Origin of the sequence: Aliivibrio logei (genome assembly GCF_001691055.1) — a bacterium.
Classification (GTDB): Bacteria; Pseudomonadota; Gammaproteobacteria; order Enterobacterales; family Vibrionaceae; genus Aliivibrio; species Aliivibrio salmonicida.
On the sequence record NZ_MAJU01000004.1, the window covers coordinates 183,844 to 204,831 of the forward strand.

Here is a 20,988-nt window from a genome sequence, read left to right on the forward strand (position 1 = left end):
TGTATTGCATTACTCTCATTACTTGAATAAAACGGTGCTTTAAATAAATTAACTGACCCTATTCATTAATAATGATTTCCACAGAGTTATGACGGTTTCGTTGATTAAAAAACCTCGTTGTTTTTATTTACACGTAATTTCAAGTTTATGAATCTATTAATTATGCTGAGGCTATCCCTCATTAAAGTAAAAGTAGAGGCTTATTATGAAATATAAACAACTTTTAGCTCTCGTTGCTCTCACAATGACAACTGTCCCGGTTTACGCAACCTCTGTAGACTTGGATTTCTCTAATCATATTGAGGCCACTAATTTAAGTAACAGCTTTGGACCGTCTTATGATGGTCCTGTTATGCACTTTCTCAATGTGGGTACTCATGATGGAAAGATCATTGATGCTAAGATTAGCAGCCGAATAATTGGGGACGCGACGTTTCGATACCACACTCCAAATTACAAAGATAACGGTGCTGGACAGCCCTCTGGTGATATAGGTTTTCTTTATCAAACCAACTCTCCTGGGCCTGCTGGTCTTATTTATACCTTTGAATTTTATGATGGAACTGACGGTTTATCAGGCACCTTCTCTATTCCCTACACGGTCCCTGAGTTCGATATGATCGGTTACGATATTGATGGTGAGCCGGTACAATCAGAGCAAGTTCGTGTGTTCAAAAATGAAGGCTTTTACAGCTATCAAACCGGCTCAGCAGGAGCAAGCCTAACCGCAGAAGAAAGCTCTGACGGCCTATCCATGTTATTCACCGGCCCAGGAACCAATTACAGTGAAACGGACACATCAGGCGCCGTTAAATTTACATACAAAAACACCTCTATTGTGACACTCCAATTTGAAACCGTTACCGCAGCGAACAGTCCTTTACCAAACCCCATTTTCTCTGCGTTTGACGGTAACTGGGATTTAAGTGGTTTCACAACCCCAATAGAAAGCTCTGACGAATCTGATTTCGGTGATGCACCTGATAGCTACGGTACATTGCAAGCAAGCAATGGTGCCGAACATGCCATCTCACCTACGCTTTATCTAGGTTCTACTATTGATGCAGATACCGATGGACAACCAAGCATTGCCTCAAATGGTGACGATCTCGATATTAGTGGTAACGATGACGACGGTATTACGGTATTAACAAGCTTAGAGAGAGGTCTTGATTCTTTGCTTAATATTAACGTTACCGGCAGTGGTTATCTGCAAGGTTGGGCCGACTGGGATATGAATGGCAGCTTTGAGGACAGTGAACAAATAATAACAAACAGTCCGGTGGTTAATGGACAACAAGTGATCCCAATACGTGTCGGTGACAACGCGGTTATTGGCTCAGTCCAAACTCGATTCCGTTTATCGAGCAATCCCAATATACCAAACTCTGGATACGTGGGTGATGGTGAGGTCGAAGACTATGTCTTTAATGTTACCGATCCCGGCACAACGATTCAACATTCTGGATACTACACTGCCGCTTTCGAAGATAACTGGCCAGAAGTTGGGGATTTCGATCTCAACGATGTCGTCACTTATTATCGTACAACCATCATAAGTAAAGATGGGGACGTATTACGATTTGATCTCACCGGTAGCATTACTGCCTATGGTGCATCTTATGGTAATGGATTAGGTTGGAAATTGGATGGTTTCACTGAATCAGATATAAACCTTTCACTATCTAGAGTAGAAAAAAACGGCGTTACTCGACCAAATATTTCGCCATTCACTGGTGAAGACAAGGCAACCCCTTCTCCTTCAGGAGACCTTATCGTTGTGGCTTCTTTGAACCTACGCGATGATATTATCATTAATGAGGAATGTAAGTTCCATCGTACCAATCCATCATGCAGTGCATCGTTAGAGTCAGAACAAATGACGTTCAGTATCTCTCTTCCTTTTAATAGTGGCTCTGAACCAAGCGTAGTCTCATTAACCCCACTTGGTGCTGCAGACCCATTCATTTTTGGAGCAGGTCAAGGCTTGTACCATGGTGATAGTTTTTCTAGTCCTCCGGGTAAAGAGCTAGAGATCCATACCGCAGATTTCCCGCCAACGACCAGAGGTACTTTGGTTGAAGGGTTCTACGGTATCGCTCAAGACGATTCAGATGCAGCAAGTACTAAGTACTACCGTACGACTGAAAATATACCATGGGGGATCGTAATTGCATCACCTTGGAATCATCCTTCAGAATACATTGATATTAGTCATGCGTATCCAGACTTCGCCGAATGGGTAACTTCAGGAGGTGTCTCTAAACCAACTTGGTACCTTAACCCAGAATCTAACAAAACTTGGTCAACTGCTGACTAACAAGGAGGATTTATGAAAAATATCAATTTATTACTAAGCATTGTCACTCTTACGTTTCTTTCAGCTTGTGATAGCGGAGGTGACGGCGGCAGTAGCGGTAGTTCAACACCGGGGTCTACTCCCTCAAACGTGAGTGCAATACCTGAAACACAAGTTGGGGTAAGTACTAGTGAATTGTCGGCTCCTGAAGGTTTTTCTTTCTCAACGGAACGAGAAGTCAGTTTTAACCTCTCTGTTGCTAGCTCTCAAAGTGATAGAGGATTCATGTCTATTTATACGGAATTTAACGAAGGCATTGTAGACCACACCTCTCAGATTATTCTGACTCCGATGAATGATACAATAGAGTTCACGACGAATGTGATGCTACCAAACCACGTAGATAAAATCTGGGTAGAAGTTTGGTACCCTTCAGCACTAGGAAATGAGATTAAAACATCAGTAGACATTGTTGATAATACAGTCAACGCCATTCTATAAATGAATATTTAGAACGTTAATGTTTCTTTCTATTCCTTAAATAAAAAACGCCAAGTAGATCATTTCTACTTGGCGTTTTAATATTTATTTAATTACTTAATTATTTCTTTTTTGCTTGGTCTCTTTTCCACTTCCCTTCCCAATACGTTGCGCCTTTAATCCCTAATTTAACAGGGTTAAACGTGTAGGTCTTAACCCCTCGTCGTTGCTGATCTTCATAATCTTTCAACGCTTTTAGTGCAGGTTTAGACATAAAGAAGATAATCAAAATACCAATGATATTCAGCCATGCCATTAAACCTACGCCAATATCCCCCATTGCCCACGCCATATTGGCAGTTTTAATCGTGCCATAGAAGACCGCAGACATAATCACCAATTTCAGGATAAACATCATGCCATCAACCTTAACGGTACGACGAATGTAAGCGATGTTGGTTTCTGCAATGTAGTAATAAGCAAGAATCGTTGTAAAAGCAAAGAAGAACAACGCAAATGCAATGAAGATTTTACCAATACCCGGTAACGTACTTTCAATCGCGAGTTGGGTAAACATAGGGCCATTTGCCCCAATCGTCTCAGAAATATTCTGTACTAAGAAAACACCTTCGCCACTGCCCTGAACATTATAAGTTCCCGTAATTAGAATCATAAATGCTGTTGCAGAACACACTAACAATGTATCAATGTAGATTGAAAACGATTGCACTAGCCCTTGCTGAGCAGGATGTTCAACACTTGCAGCGGCTGCCGCATGAGGACCGGTACCCTGACCGGCTTCATTAGAATAAACACCACGCTTAACACCCCAACCAATTGCGGCACCAAAGCCTGCCATTGGGGTAAATGCATCACCAATAATCATACTGAAAATGGCTGGCACTTCGCTGATATTAAGAAGGATGATAACAAACGCTAAAATAATATAAGCCAATGCCATGAATGGCACGACAATTTGAGTGAAATGCGCGATACGCTTAACGCCACCAAAAATGATGAAACCAAGAATCACTGAGATAACCGCACCAGTGAAAATTTTCGCAAAACTGAACACGCCAATACCCGTGTCAATCATACCACCCGTACCAAATGCAGTTTCAACCGCATTACCGATACTGTTTGATTGCACACCCGGAAGTAACACACCACACGCAAAAATCGTCGCGATAGCAAATATCCATGCATACCACTTTTGACCCATTGCTTTTTCAATATAGTACGCTGGACCACCACGGAATTGACCTTCATCTTCTTCTTTATAGATTTGAGCAAGAGTGGATTCTGCATACGCGGTTGCTGCTCCTAAAAAGGCCACTACCCACATCCAGAATATAGCACCTGGGCCACCAAAACCGATCGCCGCAGCAACCCCTGCGATATTCCCCGTACCAACACGGCCAGATAATGAAACGGCTAATGCTTGGAATGAACTGATCCCTTTACTTGATTCTTTGTTCGATACCAACAAACGACACATCTCTTTAAAATGTCGAACTTGAACGAATCGAGTTTGAATAGAATAAAACAAACCAGACCCCAAACACAGGTAAATCAAGACCGGGCTCCAGATGATGCTATTAAGAAAATCAACGATACCTTGCATATAAAATCCTTTTCAGTTTATGAATATGGTTTAATATTTAACCAAACCATACCCTAATGCGTAACAATAAGTTAACAAGAAAAGAGTCTTAGACACAAAAATGTGAATTAAAGCACTAAATAACGAAAAAGATAAACTAAACGAATAGATAAAACTAAGAAGATATGAATTGGTGATTATTTACACTACCAAAACAGGGTTTGGATGATATTTAGTCAATATTAGGCAGGTTAATTACTAAAAATAGAGCTTACGAAGAGAAAAGCCTAGAACTGTGTTATTTCTAGGCCTATTCAATTAAACGATTTTTACGCCCGCAGGCATCAAACGTTCTGGCGTTAATAACACGCTTTCTGATTCATCTTCTGTTTCTGCACACAACAACATGCATTCTGAAGTTTCTCCACGCATTTTCGCCTTTGCCAAGTTACACAATACAACCACTTGCTTACCCATTAATTCTTCTTCTGTATAATAAGGAACGAGGCTAGTGACGGTTTGTAAACTCTGTTCTCCGACATCAATTTGAACAATATAAAGTTTGTCCGCGTTATCATGACGCTTTACGTCTGTAATTTTACCGACACGAATATCCAGTTTTGCGAAATCACCGTATGCAATTGTTTCCATTTTACTTTATCCTTAGCTTAACTGAGTGGTAACGTTTACATTAATCAGTAATAATCAATTGAGCAAGAAAACAACATTAAATATTTACTAAAATTTTAACTTGATCAAACTACAGGTATAAATAACGATTATGGCAACCATTAAAGATGTCGCAAAGGAAGCCGGTGTGTCAGTTGCCACCGTCTCTCGAGTCGTAAATAAATCACCAAAAGCAAGCAAAGCCGCCATTGCATCAGTCAGTTTAGCAATGAAAAAACTCGGCTATCGCCCAAACGCGAATGCCCGCGCCTTAGTCAGTAAAAGTACCAATACCATTGGTGTTATGGTCGGTGACGTATCTGATCCATTTTTTGGTTCCATGATCAAAGCGATAGATAATGTAGCTCAAGATCATCAAAAACATTTATTAATTGGTAATGGCTACCACGATGCCACCACAGAAAAAGAAGCCCTTGAACTGCTTATTAATAACCGCTGTGAGTCTCTTGTTATTCATGCCAAAGGATTAAGCAACCAAGAGCTGATCCAGTTTGCAGAAGAAGTCCCAGGTTTGGTGATCATTAATCGCCATATCCCTGAAATTACAAACCGATGTATTGCCCTTGATAATCAACATGGCTCATTCGTAGCCACAGAATATTTATTGTCTCAAGGTCATGAACATATCGCATACATCAATTCAGAACACGACATTGACGATTCACATCACCGAAAAGCAGGGTATTTACAAGCATTAAACGCACGTAACATCACGCTCAATCATGACTACATTACAGAAGCTCAGCCAAGTGATGAAGGGGGAGAACAAGCTATGGCGGAGTTGTTAACACGTAATCTGCCAATAACTGCGGTGGTTTGTTATAACGATTACATGGCAGCAGGAGCATTATCTACCTTAGAGAAACAGCATATTTCTGTACCCAATGACATCTCTTTAATGGGCTTTGATAACGGCTTAATCGCGAAATACCTTCATCCAAAACTGACTACAATTCACTACCCTATTCAGGCGATGGCAGAAACAGCAGTAAAACTCTCACTTGCCTTAGCAAAAGGAAACTCAGGGGAAACCCAAGGTCAAACTTTTGAAGCAACGTTAGTTGAGCGTCTGTCTGTAAAAAAACGCTAACAAAAAGGCCAAGCATGATGATGCTTGGCCTTTTTGTTTATATGAGGAATATATTAACTCTGCTAAGTATATGCCTCTAATTTCTCTAAAATAAGCTCTTTCTTAAACGGTTTTGCGACATAATCATCCATTCCTGACTGATAACATTTATCGATATCTTCCACAAATACACTCGCGGTTAAGGCAATAATCGGCAATCGTTTTTGGCTCTGTTGCTGCTCCCACTCTCGAATCGCTTCTGTCGCCGCAAATCCATCCATGATAGGCATCATGCAATCCATCAGTATCAAAGAATAGGATGTCGTTTGTGCCTTAATCATATCTACCGCTTCTTTACCATCATTGGCAAGATCAACACGGAAGCCTTCTTTTTTCAGTAACAACGACGCCACTTTTTGGTTAATTAAGTTATCTTCTACAACAAGTATGATTTTTTGCTCTACAACGTTGTTTTGCTCTGCCGCTAAATCAATTGAAGACGCATCTTCTATCTGCCCTTCTTCACTTTCTTGCTGTTTAAGTTTCGCCGTTTTTAATGCTTGGGTCATGACTTTACTAAATCGCTTACCAAGCAAAGGATACATGACTAACCCATCAATCGAATGATTGAAGTCGACCTTTTCATCTTCTTGTTTTCTACAAATAACTAAGACCGGACGACGATGCATCTCGTTCATTTTCTTCACATCATCAAGCGTTGGCGTAAGCGCGTGTTGGCAATACATAACCACATCGTAGCGAGCCGCTTGTGTTTCGATATCATCATTACTTGCGGCTATCGTCGTTAGTAATCCTAATTTCGTGCATTCTCTATTTAACTGAGACGCATAATTTTTATTATTACCCACAATTAAGCACGTAGTTCCACTGCATTCATTCAATTTTTCAGTGGTCGATTCAACCACCTCGACATCAAGCATAAAATAGAATTTACTGCCGAATCCTTTTTCTGAATCCAACTTAATTTCACCGCCTAATAGCTCAACCAATTGACGACAAATAGCTAACCCTAGTCCTGTACCGCCAAATTGACGAGTGATAGAACTGTCTTCTTGAGTGAAAGGTTCAAACACTTGTTTTAGTTTATCTTTACTAATACCAATGCCCGTATCTTTTACAGAGAACAATAAGGCCCCACGTGAGTTTCCACGTTCTTCATAATTAATAGAGAGAATTACCGCCCCATTTTTCGTGAATTTAACCGCGTTAGACATGAGATTCATCAGAACCTGACGTAATCGATGTTCATCTAACATCACCAATTCAGGAAGATTTTGTGCCAACTCAATTTGCAGGGAAAGCCCTTTATCTGACGCTTTACCTAATACCACGGTTAACGTGTCGTAAGCCACTTCTGCTACATTAGACTCTTGTGGAACAAGCACAAGATTGCCGGATTCTATTTTAGATAAATCAAGAATATCGTTAATTAATAACAGTAAAGTTTGCGAAGATGTATCAATGGTATGCAAATACTCTGTTTGAACTGGATTCAAATCCGTATCCGCTAAAATATCAGACATACCGATAATGCCATTTAACGGCGTTCGTATTTCATGAGACATATTCGCTAAGAAAGAACTTTTCGCTTTGGTTGAAGATTCCGCTTTGACTTTCTCTATTTCAAGGAATTCTGTTTTCTTATTAAAAGATGAAATCAAATGACCAATTTCATCTTTAGAAGTGTAATCAATATTAATATGTTCTTTCGAACCCGTTTCATTAATTTGATTTGAGATTAAAATAATAGGATTAATCAGACCACGGTTAATTACATAATAACCAATAATCACACACAGCAATAAGATCGGCACAATACTCAGTTCAACTCGAATAATTTGAGCAAACACTTCATCGGCAACTGTGTGATAAGAATTTACAACCTGTATTTTCCAATTAAGCTCATTCATCATGTGCTTAACAATGTACATATTCTCTTGTATGTTGAATTTATACTCTGCGATAGTCGTATCGTCATTATGAATGATAATACCTAGCTCATGCTTTTCAGCTTGAGATTCAATAACACCAATTAAGCCTTTTAATGAAATATCAATCGTCGCAACACCCGCAAATTTACCGTCATCGAAATAGGGCTGAGAAGCGGTGATCATCTTTTGCTTAGTAAATGGGTCGATATAAACTTCTGACCAAGAGAACTCAAGATTACGGCTATTTTCATGAGCGACTGACGTGTACCAAGATTCGTTTTGATAAGGAGAGGCACTAGGAGTGTTGTAATCATTAATTAACGTAACCTTTCCATCATCGCTTCGTGAGAAGAATACACTAGCTAAACGCTGAGAAGGAATGAGTGTGTTGGGTTCAGGCCATATACCACCGCTAATGATAATGTCATCACTTTCTTTAAACACTGAGGAGACCATGTTTTGAATGATATTGGGGGAATACCCACTAACCGCCACACCAACCAAGGCATGCATCGTCGAAATAGAGTGATTTAAGGGGTCTTCTATTTCTCTAGCCAGTAACTGCGTTCTTAAATCAAGGTTATTTTCTAGATTCTGGCGGATCGGCGGTTCGACAACGTAGTAAGTAATACTACCGATAATCGCAATTAAAAAACAAACATAACAACCCAATGCAAGAATGCTTTTCTTCTTTAGTGACATATCTTTACTCATAAAAAATCCAGCACCTAGTTTATCTGTATAGTTATTAACTATAATCAGCATAGGCATTTTGTCATAAAAAAGCATGTCTAATTATGATCTAAGCCTCATTAATTTTTTGATCGAAAAATCCCTAGCAAAGTAATGGCTAGGGAAGATGACGAATAAGTGATGATTTTATTACGCAATAAACTGGTAACGAGTCTCGTGCTGATACGTTTCACTAGGAAATAAAAGGGCACTTGGTTGCGGCCATTCAGGGTGATTAAGCACATCGGGTAAAAACTGCGTTTCCAATGCTACCCCTGAGTAATCTTGGTATTCCCCACCTACTCGATTCGGGGTTCCTGCTAGCCAATTTCCTGTATACAATTGCATTGCAGGCTTTGTCGTCAATACATGCAGAGTAACTAAGCTATCTGGAGACGTTAAGCTTGCGGCACACTCCCCTTTTGCACAGGTTTTATCAAGCACAAATGAGTGATCGTAACCTTTGGCTTTTTCTTGATCTTTATCGAGCATGAAATCTTGGGAGATCACTTTTGGATCAGTAAAATCAAAATTGGTATTTTTGACCTTTTTCCACTGCCCTTTAGGTATACCAACGTCGGTCGTTGGAACAAACTCTTCTGAATTAACGCTTAAGATATGATCAAGAGCGAGATATTCACTGTCCGCACCAAGCAAATTAAAATACGCATGATTGGTTAAATTAATCGGTGTTGATTTAGTGGTGCCGCCGTTATAACGGATCACGACTTCATTATCGTCAGTGAGCTGGTATTTTACGTTAACGGTTAATTCGCCTGGAAAACCTTGATCGCCATCGGGGGATACTAGGCTAAATTCAACGCTATTTGTCGTTTCGTCAACCACTGACCAGCGGCGTTTATCAAACCCTTCAGGCCCACCATGCAAGGTGTTTCCTGCTTGGTTTGTTTCTATCTGATATTTAGTATTATCAATTTTGAATTGGCCATTCGCAATCCGATTAGCGTAACGACCAACGGTAACGCCCATGTAGCTTTGTTGTTTCTCAAAGTCCGCCATTGTCGACTGGCCTAGCAATACTTCACGTAGCTTATCCTTTACTGGTACTTTACAGCTTAGCCATGTTGCGCCAATATCCATGAACACGGCACGCATTCCGTTTTTATTTTCAAGTTCGAATAACTGAGCAAGACGACCATCACTGGCCGCCTCCTTTGTCATGGTTTCGAACAAGGTTGATTGTTCTGTCATGTTTTGTCCTTTAGTGTTTTTCAACCAGACCTGCACCATTTTTTGCTTGGCACACATAAATAGATTCTTTTAAGCCAGTTGCCGATTCGTACAATTCTTCAACTGCCGCTTTTACGTCATTAACCAATGTTGGTGGCACTAAAGCAACAATACAGCCACCAAAACCACCACCTGTCATGCGAACGCCGCCATTCTCACCAATCACGTTTTTCACGATATCGACTAAAGCGTCAACTTCTTTTACGGTGATTTCAAAATCATCACGCATAGAGGCATGGGATTCTGCCATCAATACAGCCATGCGTTTCATATCACCAGACGCTAACACTTTTGCTGCCTCTTCGGTGCGATCATTTTCAGTAATGACATGACGCGCACGTTTTGCGACCATTTCATCCAATTCATGCGCTTTGGCATTAAACATGTCAATCGACACATCACGCAGGGCTTTCACTCCAAAAATACGCGCCGCTTCTTCGCATTGCTCACGGCGGGTGTTGTATTCAGAATCCACCAAACCACGCTTTTTATTTGAGTTGATGATAACTACCGACATGTCTTCTGGCATTGCTACCGCTGTTGTTTCTAATGAGCGACAATCTAATAACATCGCGTGATTTTCGTTACCTTCTGCTGAAACCATCTGATCCATAATGCCGCAATTACAACCAACAAATTCGTTCTCGGCTTGCTGACCATTTAGGGCAATTTCTGCCTGGCTAATGTTTAAGTTATATAGCTCTTTAAACGTTTGACCGATAACCACTTCTAACGCGGCAGACGAGCTAAGACCAGCACCTTGAGGAACATTGCCTGATACAGAGATATCTGCGCCTTTAAATTCAAAACCACGCCCAATTAAACATTTCACTACGCCACGAATGTAGTTTGCCCACATTTTGTTTTCTTGAAAGGTAATCTCTTGAGTGATATCAAACTCGTCGGTTTCATTGCCATAATCTACCGATACGACACGAACGATATTGTCATCACGCTTTGCTGCTGCCACTACCGTTTGATAATTAATCGCACAAGGCAGTACGAAACCGTCGTTATAATCGGTGTGCTCACCAATTAAGTTCACACGACCCGGCGCTTGAACAATGTGCGTTGGAGCATAAGAAAGTACGGAGTTGAATGCGTCTTTTACGTTTTGAATTAGGTTTGTCATAATCTTGTTCTCAAATTTTATAGGGAATTCTATTTTTAGGTTTCAGGTCGGTCGCAAGCGCCCTGCTCTAGTCCCTAATCCTTATAATGCACATCACTCACATCACGCAGTTTTTGTGCGGCTTGCTCTGCGGTTAAATCACGTTGACTTTCCGCTAACATTTCATAGCCCACCATAAATTTACGAACCGAAGCTGAGCGAAGCAGTGGCGGATAAAACAGTGCATGCAGTTGCCAATGATCAACATCTGTGCCCTCTTCAAAGAAAGGCGCGTAATGCCAGCCCATTGAGTATGGGAATGAGCACTGGAACAAATTGTCGTAACGGCTGGTTAGTTTTTTGATTGCTAACGCCAAATCATCACGTTGCTCGTCTGTTAACTCGCTCATACGACGAATGTGTGTTTTTGGTAATAGCATGGTTTCAAATGGCCATGCAGCCCAATATGGAACCACGGCTATCCAGTGTTCCGTTTCTACAACCGTACGCTCGCCATCGTTTAATTCTGATTCAACGTAATCAACCAATAGGTTTGAGCCGTGTTCTTGATAATACTCTTTTAGGTGTTTTTCTTTACGTTCAATTTCATTAGGTAAGAAGCTGTTTGCCCAAATTTGACCGTGCGGGTGCGGCTGAGAGCAACCCATCGTCTCACCTTTGTTCTCAAACGCTTGTACCCAAACGTATTCTTTACCTAACTCTTCAATTTGATCATTCCACGTTTCAATCACATTACGAATTTGACCTACTGGCAGCTCTGGCAAGGTTTTGCTGTGATCTGGAGAGAAGCAAATAACACGACTTAACCCACGAACGCCTTCAGTTCTAAATAAGGGATTTGTTGATTTTGGCGCTTCTGGTGAGTCTGTCATCAGTGCAGCAAAATCATTACTGAATACGTAAGTGCCTTTGTAATCTGGATTGGTATCACCAGAGATACGGTCGTTAGTTGGGCATAAGAAACAGCCTTTGTCGTATTGTGGCAATTGCTCTGTCGATGGTTTTTCATCTTGGCCACCCCACGGACGTTTAGCTCGGTGCGGTGAGACTAGAATCCACTGTCCCGTTAATGGGTTATAACGGCGATGCGGGTGATCAACTGGGTTAAATTCTTGAGTAGACATAACTATTAATATCCTTTTGGATTATTTGACTGCCAGCGCCATGTATCAGCACTCATTTCCATGACGTTTCGAGTCGCTTTCCAGCCTAATTCTTTCTCTGCTTTTTCTGTGCTTGCCCAACACTCTGCAATGTCACCCGCACGACGAGGACACAACGTATAAGGAACTGGCTTACCCGATGCTTGTGCAAACGCCTCAACCATTTCTAAAACACTTGACCCTTTACCCGTACCTAAGTTGTAAATATGAAGCCCTGATTTTTCACCTACCGCTTTTAATGCTGCGATATGCCCATCTGCTAGATCCATCACATGAATATAATCACGAACCCCTGTGCCATCTGATGTTGGATAATCATTACCAAATACAGACAATGATTCTCGGCGACCTACCGCCACTTGTGCAATAAATGGCATTAAGTTATTTGGAATGCCTTGCGGATCTTCTCCCATCGTGCCTGATGGATGTGCGCCTACTGGATTAAAATAGCGAAGTAAGGTAATGCTCCAATCGTTCTCTGCATCAAATAAATCTGAGAAGCATTCTTCAACCATGTATTTACTGCGTCCGTAAGGATTGGTTGTTGCCCCTGTCGGAGAATTCTCTGTAATAGGCACAATCGCAGGATCGCCATAGACGGTTGCTGATGAGCTAAATACGATGCTTTTTACATTCGCTTTTCGCATTGAACGAGCTAGCACCAATGAACCATTAACGTTGTTGTCGTAATACTCTAGAGGTTTTGCAACAGACTCACCGACGGCTTTTAAACCGGCAAAGTGAATCACCGATGAAATAGTGTGTTCAGCAAAAATACTATCTAGAAAGGCTTCATCACGAATATCTCCCTGATAAAAGACAGGACGAACTTGAGTTAACGCTTCGATGCGATCAAGCACTGCGACTTTGCTGTTTCCCAAGTTATCCAAAATGATAGGTTCAATACCTGCTTCGATCATTTGGATACAGGTATGGCTGCCGATGTAGCCCATTCCGCCAGTTACTAATACTTTCATGGTTAAACCTTCCTATTGAATTTTAGTAAAGTTTATCAGCGAATTTAAAACAATATCGTGATCACTTTCAAAAAATGTAAACGTTTACACTAAATCATAAATAATAGCGAAAATACAAAAAAATAGTCATTTACTTCCTAGATTTAAAATAAAAATCATATGTAACAATTTGTGACATTTATCACCGCCACTCAAATTGTAAACGTTTACAATTCAGGCCCAAACGAAAATAACAAGTGGTAGGTTTAATGCTATGTCTCATGTAGAAAATGGATTAGGTGCTGTAGATATCATTGTTTTTGCTCTCTATGTAGCAATCATCATTGGTGTAGGACTCTGGGTTTCCAGAGATAAAAAAGGCACTAAAAAAAGTACTGAGGATTATTTCCTCGCAGGAAAGTCTCTGCCTTGGTGGGCAGTAGGCTCGTCACTAATTGCAGCCAATATTTCAGCAGAACAGTTTATTGGTATGTCAGGGTCAGGTTTCTCGATTGGTTTAGCGATTGCTTCGTATGAATGGATGGCAGCAATTACTTTAATTATTGTTGGTAAATACTTTTTGCCTATATTTATTGATAAAGGTATCTATACAATTCCAGAGTTTGTTGAAAAACGCTTTAACAAAAACTTAAAAACCATTTTGGCTATATTCTGGATTGGCTTGTATATCTTTGTAAACTTAACCTCTGTTTTATACTTGGGCGGACTTGCCTTACAAACAATCCTTGGTATTCCACTAATGTATTCCATTATCGGGTTAGCGGTTTTTGCATTAGCTTATTCAATTTACGGTGGCTTATCTGCCGTAGTTTGGACGGATGTCATCCAAGTATTCTTCCTTATTCTAGGCGGACTGCTAACTACCTATATGGCAGTTGACTTTATTGGTGGCGATGATGGTTGGCTCAGTGGATTGTCTAAAATGGCAGCGGCAGCACCTGAACACTTTGAGATGATTCTAGACCAAAGTAATCCTCAATATATAAATTTACCGGGTATCGCAGTTCTCATTGGTGGTTTATGGGTAGCAAACTTGTATTACTGGGGCTTCAACCAATACATAATTCAACGAACCTTAGCTGCGAAATCAATTGCTGAAGCACAAAAAGGCATTATATTTGCCGCTTTCTTAAAGCTAATTGTACCTTTCCTTGTTGTTGTTCCAGGCATTGCCGCCTATGTCATCACTACTTCACCAGAGCTTATGTCCCAACTTGGAAATATAGCAACGGTTAACGTTCCCTCTCTTGCTCATGCAGATAAAGCCTACCCTTGGCTAACTCAATTCCTACCTGCTGGCTTTAAAGGTATCGTATTTGCAGCGCTAGCTGCTGCCATTGTTTCATCGTTGGCTTCAATGCTGAACTCAACCGCCACGATTTTCACTATGGATATTTACAAAGAATTTATTGGGCCAAAAGCCGGTGATCATAAATTGGTAAATGTTGGGCGTATTTCTGCCGTTGTTGCATTGGTCATTGCTTGTTTAATAGCACCACTGCTAAGCAATCTTGGTCAAGCATTCCAATATATTCAAGAATACACAGGTTTAGTTAGCCCAGGTATCTTAGCGGTGTTCTTACTTGGCCTATTTTGGAAAAAAACCAACAGTAAAGGTGCGGTTATTGGTGTGATTGTATCTATCCCATTTGCGCTATTCTTGAAGTTTATGCCGTTGAATATGCCTTTCATGGACCAAATGCTTTATACGCTACTGTTTACAATGGCAGTGATCGCATTTACCAGTTTGAGCTCTTCTGAAAATGATGATGACCCTAAAGCTATCGCATTAGATTCTTCAATGTTTACCACTGAGCGCAGCTTTAATATTGCAGCCTATGTAGTTGTGATTATTCTTGCAGTGCTGTATTCAGTATTCTGGTAATCTTCTCTAGCCTCATCGTGTGATGAGGCTATTCATAGTAATCATCTGAACCTTGTAATTACTATGAATAGCCTTCAATACTTGGTTAAAATAAAGTGTAATTAACAATCATAATGAATAAATAAGAAGGTGTAACCACTATGAATAATGAACTCCTCCCTAACATTGTTTCCTTCTTACAGACAATTTACCCTTTTAACTTATTGCCTTCCACTGCGCTCAATGACATCGCTCAAACTGTCGATATCTTATTACTTGGTCCTGAAGAAACCATCACAAATGACGATAATTCTACCTATCTTTATATTATTCGAACGGGCGTTATGCAGCAGAATAACCTTGATGGAACACTACGTGCCAAATTAGGGGAAGAAGACATTTTTGGTTTTAACCTACAACAAAATGACTCAGAATTTGGCTACTCTATTTTAGCTATAGAAAATACGCTTCTTTATCGCTTTGATTACGCATCGTTAATAGTATCTGTTGACGCTTATCCTCAAATTGCTTCATCACTTGCTTTAAGTTTAAATACTCGCTTACGCGCTCAAGATGCAAAACAAAATAGTGAACAACACACCCATCAGCATTATCTTCGTCCTAACAGCGATCTTGCCGATCCTAAAATAGCCATCGTTTCTCCCACAGATACGATTCAAGAAGTCGCTCATCAAATGCGTAATGTTATTGGGGTTTCTTGTGCGTTTATCGTGGATGAAAACAGAATTTTAATAGGAATGATTACTGATAAAGACATGACTAAGCGCGTTGTTGCTCAAGCCAAAAACGTGCATGAACCCATCAGTTCTATCATGACTAAAGATATCCATACTGTGTATGAAGATGATCTAGTAATGAGTGCCGTTCATTTAATGATGAAGCACAATATTCAAAACATTCCTGTACTCAATAATCAAAAACAAGTCACAGGATTTATCACTCCGCAGCATTTAATTCAAAACGATAGCGTTCAATCTATTTTCTTACTTGATAAAATTCGTCACGCTGACTCGATTGCAGCTTTAATCGATTTATCTAAGCAGCGCAGTGCCGTATTTCAAAGCATGATGGGGAGTAACGCATCACCAACCATCATCGGACAAGTTCTGAGTATGATTTACGATGCCTTCACTTATCGATTAATAGAACTCGCCATCGTTCAATTTGGTCAGCCACCTTGTAAGTTTACTTGGATAGTTGCAGGTTCTCATGCTCGAAATGAAGTTCATTTAGCTTCTGATCAAGACAATGCCATCATCCTTGCTGACGATGCTACGGGATCCGATAGGATTTACTTCAACCATTTTGCAATGTACGTATGTAAAGCGCTTTCTGAGTTAGATTACAGCTTATGTACAGGCCGCTTCATGGCCGCTACACCTAAATGGTGCCAAAAAGCGCACATTTGGCAAGAATATTATCGTAAATGGAGTACGAACCCTGAATACGATTTATTACTTAACCTAAATGTATTTTTAGAAGTTCGCCCTATTTATGGTGATGACGACCTATTTGAGAACGTCGATGCTTGCCGTCATGAATTGGTAAGTAAAAATATGTCGCTCACTATCGCAATGCTTCGTAATACCTTGAGAACGCGTCCACCACTGGGGATATTTAAAAACTTGGTATTAGAAAAGGACGGCAATAATAATAAAGTATTAAATATCAAAAAAGCCGCTATTTCTTGCATGGTCGATTTCATTCGTATTCATTCATTAATGGAAGGAGGAACAGCACTAAACACGAGTGAGCGAATGGCGTTCTTGCATGAGAATAAAGTGTTAAATGATGTCACTTACCAAGATCTCAGTGAAACCTATCATTACGTTAATCGCCTGAGATTTCAGCACCAATTACAAGCGATACAAAATGAAAAACCCATTGATAACCAATTGCAGCCAGATTTATTTGGTAGTTTTGAACGTCAGCATATAAAAGATGCGTTCCGTATTGTGTCAACCTTTCAAGAATTAATGAAAATGAAGTTTGGTGTGTAAAAATGTTAGACAACTCATTAGAGCGTAAAAACATAATTAACCATATGATGGATCTTTTTTCTAACCGCCACCCATTAACGCGTTTAGAAGAACAGAGACAAGCAATTGTTACCCAAGATCCAACATTGCCTAACTACTTACACGTTTTACTTAAATCTCCTTATCCAAGCCCAAAAGAAGACAGTAATAACATGACCTTTACTGTCGTAGATTTTGAAACCTCAGGGCTTAACCCAGAAAGCGACCATATTGTCAGTATCGGCTGGGTTCATATTATTAAAAATACAATTAAGCTTAGCAGTGCTCAACATTACATTATCAATGAACCAACAGTAGAAAGCTCGCTGTCTGAACATCCAGAGGTAGATCATACCGCTCGTTCGTTGCATCACATACTACCTGAACAGCAAAAGACAGGTATATCAATTGAAAAGGCAATGGAACGGTTCTTTACCAGCCTTCCAAACAGTATTTTAATTGTTCATGGTGCCACAATAGAACAGCGTTTTTTAGAGCAATTTTTTCTGTCACACCAACTTCCAACCCTACCCATAATTTGGTTAGACACGTTGAGAATTGAGCAAAATACAATTCAGCATAATCGCTATCAAAGAGATTTCCGTTTATTCTCTCTTAGACGTCAATATAAACTGCCTAACTACCCTGCTCACCATGCCTTAGTCGATGCAATTGCGACGGCTGAACTTTTTTTAGCACAAAGAAAACGACTATTTAATCAAGCTATTGCTCCTATTGGGCTTTTATATCAAAAATCACAATAACCAAATTAAGTAAAATCAGTAATCTCAACCGTTACTTATAAACCTGAATCACTTTTCATGGCACGCTGAACCCTCTGCATGTCATTATTTTTAATCGCTTTCTTATTTAGATCATATTTCCATGCCAAGAACCGAAGCTACAATGAATAAAAGAATGAATATTATTGCCTTAACTTGGCCAATATTCATTGAAACGCTACTCCGCACTGCCATTAATACCAGTGATGTTTTCATGCTATCTAGTTATTCTGATCACGCAGTTTCTGCGGTTGGGGTTATTTCTCAAATATCCTTTTTCCTAATCGTAGTCTCTAGCATGGTCAGCAGCGGCACTGGCATATTAATCTCTCAATACAATGGCGCAGGTCGTTATGACGACGTAGTCCATGTAGGCATTGCCAGTGTGTTTCTGGCTATTATTGTCGGGCTATTTCTCAGCTTGTTTGCCGTAGTCGGTGCTGAGTATTTGATCCCTCTGTATAATTTAGAAGCCCAAGTAGAACAGTACGCAACCGAATACTTACTGATTAGCGGGGCATTCACCTTCTCTATCACCATTGGTATTGTATTCTCGACAATTCTACGTAGCCACGGATACGCAAAATCCCCAATGGTCATTAACCTCATTGCTGGCGCGATTAATATCATCGGCAATTACTGTGCTTTATACCAACCTTTTGGACTGCCTGTTTATGGCGTTGCAGGTGTTGCTATCTCAACCGTATTTAGTCAATGCATCGGCACCTTATTATTTTTAGTTGTGCTGCGAAAAAAAGAAATTACCTTACCATTAGCCCAGTATCGTGACGTACCAAAAGCAATATACAAAAAAATATTAACCATTGGTGCAATGAACTCAGGCGAAGTGCTTTCTTATAATATGGCGCAAATGGCGATTGTATTCTTTATCGTTCAAATGGGTACCGCGTCATTAACTGCCTTCACTTACGCACAGAATATTGCGCGTATTTCTTTTGCCTTTGCTCTTTCTATCGGCCAAGCCAGTCAAATTCAGACTGGCTATTTTGTCGGCAAAGGATGGATAGATGACATCACCTTGAAAGTACAAAAATACTTTGTCGTCAGCTTTATTGCCTCTTTACTGATAACGATCATGATTTATCTTTTCCGGTTCGAGATCATTGATGTATTCACCCAAGATCCTGAGGTTATTCTTTTGGTTGCAAGCTTAATTACAGGCTCAATACTGCTTGAGGCAGGCCGTGTATTTAATCTCATCTTTATTTCTGCCTTAAAAGCGACAGGAGACATTAAATTCCCTGTTCAGATGGGGATACTGAGTATATGGGGCATCGGTGTTGTAATGAGTTATTTCTTAGGTATACATTGGGGTTATGGCGTATTAGGTGCCTGGCTTGCCGTTGCGATGGATGAGTGGTTTAGAGGATTGATTATGGCTTATCGCTGGCGAGCAAAAAAATGGATTAAATACACGCTATAGCAACAATACATTAATCAGTTAACTAGAAAAGAGACGAACTCAACGGATCTTCGATAACATACGATGACTTTGTCTCTCATATAATAAAAGTTTTACTAAATTCATGATAATTTTAGTATCGTAGTAAGTGCTAATTCAGTACTATGAGAAGTAATAGATTAAAAACGTTATGGCTGGAGGATGAATGGCAACGTTAAAGGAAATAGCCAACGAAGCTGGAGTTTCATTGGCGACAGTATCTCGTGTATTAAATGAAGATCCAACGCTAAGCGTAAAAGAAGAAACCAGACGACGCATTTTTGAAATTGCAGAAAAGCTAGAGTACAAGACCAGCAGCACCAGAAAACTAGCAGCCGCATTGCCAAAACAAGTACAAGAGAATCTTCACTTTTTAGCGCTTTATAATTATAAGCAAGAAACAGAAGTGAATGACCCCTACTACCTCGCTATACGTCATGGTATTGAAACCCAATGTGATAAATTTGATATCGTATTAACCAATAGCTATGAAAGTAATCTTGATATTAAAAACCATAACGTTGATGGTATTTTACTCGTTGGCCGCCAAAATAAAAAGCAGCTGAAAGAGATTCAAAAGATCTGCAATAACATTGTTTATATTGATTACACTGATCACGACCAAGAGTTTGATTCTGTTGATATTGATCTAACAAGGATCAGTAAAGAAGTGATCAACTACTTTATCAATCAAGGCTACGATCGCATTGGCTTTATTGGTGGGCAAGATGATATTGATTGCTCTGATATTCGAGAAGAAGTCTTTACTGAATACGGCCAATTAAAAGGCGTAGTATCTGAATCTGATTTATATCGTGGTGCATTTTCAAGCTCATCAGGCTATAAGCTTGCAAAAATCATGTTAGAAACCGATCACCCAAGTGCGTTATTTATTGCCTCAGATTCAATCGCTATTGGTGTGTTGCGTGCAATTCATGAGAAAGGCTTACGTATTCCTGAAGACATCGCGTTAATCAGTGTGAATGATATTCCGACAGCGAAGTTTACCTTCCCTTCTCTCTCTACCGTTCGCATTCATTCAGAATTAATGGGAAGCCAAGGCGTTAACTTATTGATAGAACGTCGCCGTGATGAACGAGTCATCCCAATCAGAGCGTATATTCCTAGTAAGTTACGTTTACGTGATACCACTAAAAAATAAATTACAAATACACTGATTCACTTTTATAAAAGCAGCGTTGATACGTTGCTTTTTTTACATCTAAATTTTAACGAATTACCCTACTCTTTTCTATTCCTGCACAATACCGCATCACTTCACACTTATTTTATCTATTTATTAATCAATTAAAGTTAATGAATTGTTTCTACAACTCAGATTAACGTTACCAAGCTCACAAAGCTCAGTTCATTATGTGACCAAGTTAAAAGTAAAACAATTTACCGATTTGTTTTACTAAAACTTTAGTTAATATCTTTTACCAGAGATTGATTTATTACCTATTTATAAGAACTATCGGCATCGACCGGGA

Annotated in this window: 15 protein-coding genes; 8 read left to right on the forward strand and 7 right to left on the reverse strand. The window is 39.8% G+C overall.

The annotated features are described in order from the left end of the window. Nucleotides 1–205 precede the first annotated feature (205 nt). Together A6E04_RS01170 and A6E04_RS01175 are read left to right on the forward strand one after the other, a co-directional pair. Entirely contained in the window at nt 206–2,320 is a 2,115-nt protein-coding gene (locus tag A6E04_RS01170; RefSeq protein ID WP_065609485.1) for an LruC domain-containing protein, read from the forward strand. Between the two features lie 12 nt (nt 2,321–2,332). Next, nucleotides 2,333–2,800, forward strand: coding sequence for a hypothetical protein (locus A6E04_RS01175; RefSeq protein ID WP_065609487.1), 468 nt, complete (start codon nt 2,333–2,335; stop codon nt 2,798–2,800). Nucleotides 2,801–2,900: 100 nt separating this feature from the next. Here the strand turns inward: A6E04_RS01175 and A6E04_RS01180 are convergent, their stop codons facing one another. Both A6E04_RS01180 and A6E04_RS01185 read right to left on the reverse strand, forming a co-directional pair. Further along, nucleotides 2,901–4,403: an alanine/glycine:cation symporter family protein gene (locus tag A6E04_RS01180; protein ID WP_065609489.1), complete on the reverse strand. Its 1,503-nt coding sequence runs from the start codon at nt 4,401–4,403 to the stop codon at nt 2,901–2,903. 297 nt (nt 4,404–4,700) lie between these two features. Further along, nucleotides 4,701–5,033 (reverse strand): tRNA-binding protein, encoded by a 333-nt coding sequence (locus tag A6E04_RS01185; protein WP_012552240.1) that lies wholly within the window; start codon nt 5,031–5,033, stop codon nt 4,701–4,703. 130 nt (nt 5,034–5,163) lie between these two features. Here A6E04_RS01185 and A6E04_RS01190 point away from each other — a divergent pair, with 130 nt between their 5' ends. Continuing rightward, on the forward strand, nt 5,164–6,162 hold the full coding sequence (locus tag A6E04_RS01190) for a substrate-binding domain-containing protein (protein WP_023604506.1): 999 nt from the start codon (nt 5,164–5,166) through the stop codon (nt 6,160–6,162). Between the two features lie 62 nt (nt 6,163–6,224). Here A6E04_RS01190 and A6E04_RS01195 read toward each other — a convergent pair whose 3' ends face one another. The 5 genes from A6E04_RS01195 to galE all read right to left on the reverse strand — a co-directional run bounded on the left by A6E04_RS01195 (nt 6,225) and on the right by galE (nt 13,348). Then, entirely contained in the window at nt 6,225–8,807 is a 2,583-nt protein-coding gene (locus A6E04_RS01195; RefSeq protein WP_023604505.1) for a sensor histidine kinase, read from the reverse strand. Nucleotides 8,808–8,975: 168 nt separating this feature from the next. Next, nucleotides 8,976–10,037, reverse strand: a complete 1,062-nt coding sequence (galM, locus tag A6E04_RS01200) for a galactose-1-epimerase (RefSeq protein WP_065609491.1) — start codon at nt 10,035–10,037, stop codon at nt 8,976–8,978. A 10-nt stretch (nt 10,038–10,047) separates the two neighbouring features. Then, nucleotides 10,048–11,208, reverse strand: coding sequence for a galactokinase (gene galK / locus A6E04_RS01205; protein WP_065609493.1), 1,161 nt, complete (start codon nt 11,206–11,208; stop codon nt 10,048–10,050). Nucleotides 11,209–11,282: 74 nt separating this feature from the next. Next, nucleotides 11,283–12,332 carry a UDP-glucose--hexose-1-phosphate uridylyltransferase gene (locus A6E04_RS01210; RefSeq protein WP_065609495.1) on the reverse strand — a complete coding sequence of 350 codons (1,050 nt, stop codon included), beginning with the start codon at nt 12,330–12,332 and terminating at the stop codon, nt 11,283–11,285. A 5-nt stretch (nt 12,333–12,337) separates the two neighbouring features. Beyond that, on the reverse strand, nt 12,338–13,348 hold the full coding sequence (gene galE, locus A6E04_RS01215) for a UDP-glucose 4-epimerase GalE (protein WP_065609497.1): 1,011 nt from the start codon (nt 13,346–13,348) through the stop codon (nt 12,338–12,340). Nucleotides 13,349–13,601: 253 nt separating this feature from the next. Between galE and A6E04_RS01220 the strand changes: the two genes are divergently transcribed. The 5 genes from A6E04_RS01220 (at nt 13,602) to ebgR (ending at nt 20,657) form a co-directional block, all read left to right on the forward strand. After that, nucleotides 13,602–15,233 carry a sodium/sugar symporter gene (locus A6E04_RS01220; protein ID WP_065609499.1) on the forward strand — a complete coding sequence of 544 codons (1,632 nt, stop codon included), beginning with the start codon at nt 13,602–13,604 and terminating at the stop codon, nt 15,231–15,233. A 140-nt stretch (nt 15,234–15,373) separates the two neighbouring features. Continuing rightward, the gene (locus A6E04_RS01225; RefSeq protein ID WP_065609501.1) at nt 15,374–17,233 is read left to right on the forward strand and encodes a putative nucleotidyltransferase substrate binding domain-containing protein; all 1,860 of its coding nucleotides are present in this window, start codon (nt 15,374–15,376) and stop codon (nt 17,231–17,233) included. Nucleotides 17,234–17,235: 2 nt separating this feature from the next. Next, on the forward strand, nt 17,236–18,015 hold the full coding sequence (locus A6E04_RS01230; RefSeq protein WP_023603048.1) for a 3'-5' exonuclease: 780 nt from the start codon (nt 17,236–17,238) through the stop codon (nt 18,013–18,015). Nucleotides 18,016–18,136: 121 nt separating this feature from the next. Continuing rightward, nucleotides 18,137–19,477, forward strand: coding sequence for an MATE family efflux transporter (locus A6E04_RS01235; protein WP_065609503.1), 1,341 nt, complete (start codon nt 18,137–18,139; stop codon nt 19,475–19,477). A 184-nt stretch (nt 19,478–19,661) separates the two neighbouring features. Beyond that, the gene (ebgR, locus tag A6E04_RS01240) at nt 19,662–20,657 is read left to right on the forward strand and encodes a transcriptional regulator EbgR (RefSeq protein ID WP_065609504.1); all 996 of its coding nucleotides are present in this window, start codon (nt 19,662–19,664) and stop codon (nt 20,655–20,657) included. The last annotated feature ends 331 nt before the right edge of the window (nt 20,658–20,988 follow it).

Excerpts from the sequence above, each read along its gene's own strand:
- A6E04_RS01170 (WP_065609485.1), top strand. The coding sequence starts at position 206 with ATGAAATATAAACAACTTTTAGCTCTCGTTGCTCTCACAATGACAACT.
- A6E04_RS01175 (WP_065609487.1), top strand. The coding sequence starts at position 2,333 with ATGAAAAATATCAATTTATTACTAAGCATTGTCACTCTTACGTTTCTT.
- A6E04_RS01180 (WP_065609489.1), bottom strand. The coding sequence starts at position 4,403 with ATGCAAGGTATCGTTGATTTTCTTAATAGCATCATCTGGAGCCCGGTC.
- A6E04_RS01185 (WP_012552240.1), bottom strand. The coding sequence starts at position 5,033 with ATGGAAACAATTGCATACGGTGATTTCGCAAAACTGGATATTCGTGTC.
- A6E04_RS01190 (WP_023604506.1), top strand. The coding sequence starts at position 5,164 with ATGGCAACCATTAAAGATGTCGCAAAGGAAGCCGGTGTGTCAGTTGCC.
- A6E04_RS01195 (WP_023604505.1), bottom strand. The coding sequence starts at position 8,807 with ATGAGTAAAGATATGTCACTAAAGAAGAAAAGCATTCTTGCATTGGGT.
- galM (WP_065609491.1), bottom strand. The coding sequence starts at position 10,037 with ATGACAGAACAATCAACCTTGTTCGAAACCATGACAAAGGAGGCGGCC.
- galK (WP_065609493.1), bottom strand. The coding sequence starts at position 11,208 with ATGACAAACCTAATTCAAAACGTAAAAGACGCATTCAACTCCGTACTT.
- A6E04_RS01210 (WP_065609495.1), bottom strand. The coding sequence starts at position 12,332 with ATGTCTACTCAAGAATTTAACCCAGTTGATCACCCGCATCGCCGTTAT.
- galE (WP_065609497.1), bottom strand. The coding sequence starts at position 13,348 with ATGAAAGTATTAGTAACTGGCGGAATGGGCTACATCGGCAGCCATACC.
- A6E04_RS01220 (WP_065609499.1), top strand. The coding sequence starts at position 13,602 with ATGTCTCATGTAGAAAATGGATTAGGTGCTGTAGATATCATTGTTTTT.
- A6E04_RS01225 (WP_065609501.1), top strand. The coding sequence starts at position 15,374 with ATGAATAATGAACTCCTCCCTAACATTGTTTCCTTCTTACAGACAATT.
- A6E04_RS01230 (WP_023603048.1), top strand. The coding sequence starts at position 17,236 with ATGTTAGACAACTCATTAGAGCGTAAAAACATAATTAACCATATGATG.
- A6E04_RS01235 (WP_065609503.1), top strand. The coding sequence starts at position 18,137 with ATGCCAAGAACCGAAGCTACAATGAATAAAAGAATGAATATTATTGCC.
- ebgR (WP_065609504.1), top strand. The coding sequence starts at position 19,662 with ATGGCAACGTTAAAGGAAATAGCCAACGAAGCTGGAGTTTCATTGGCG.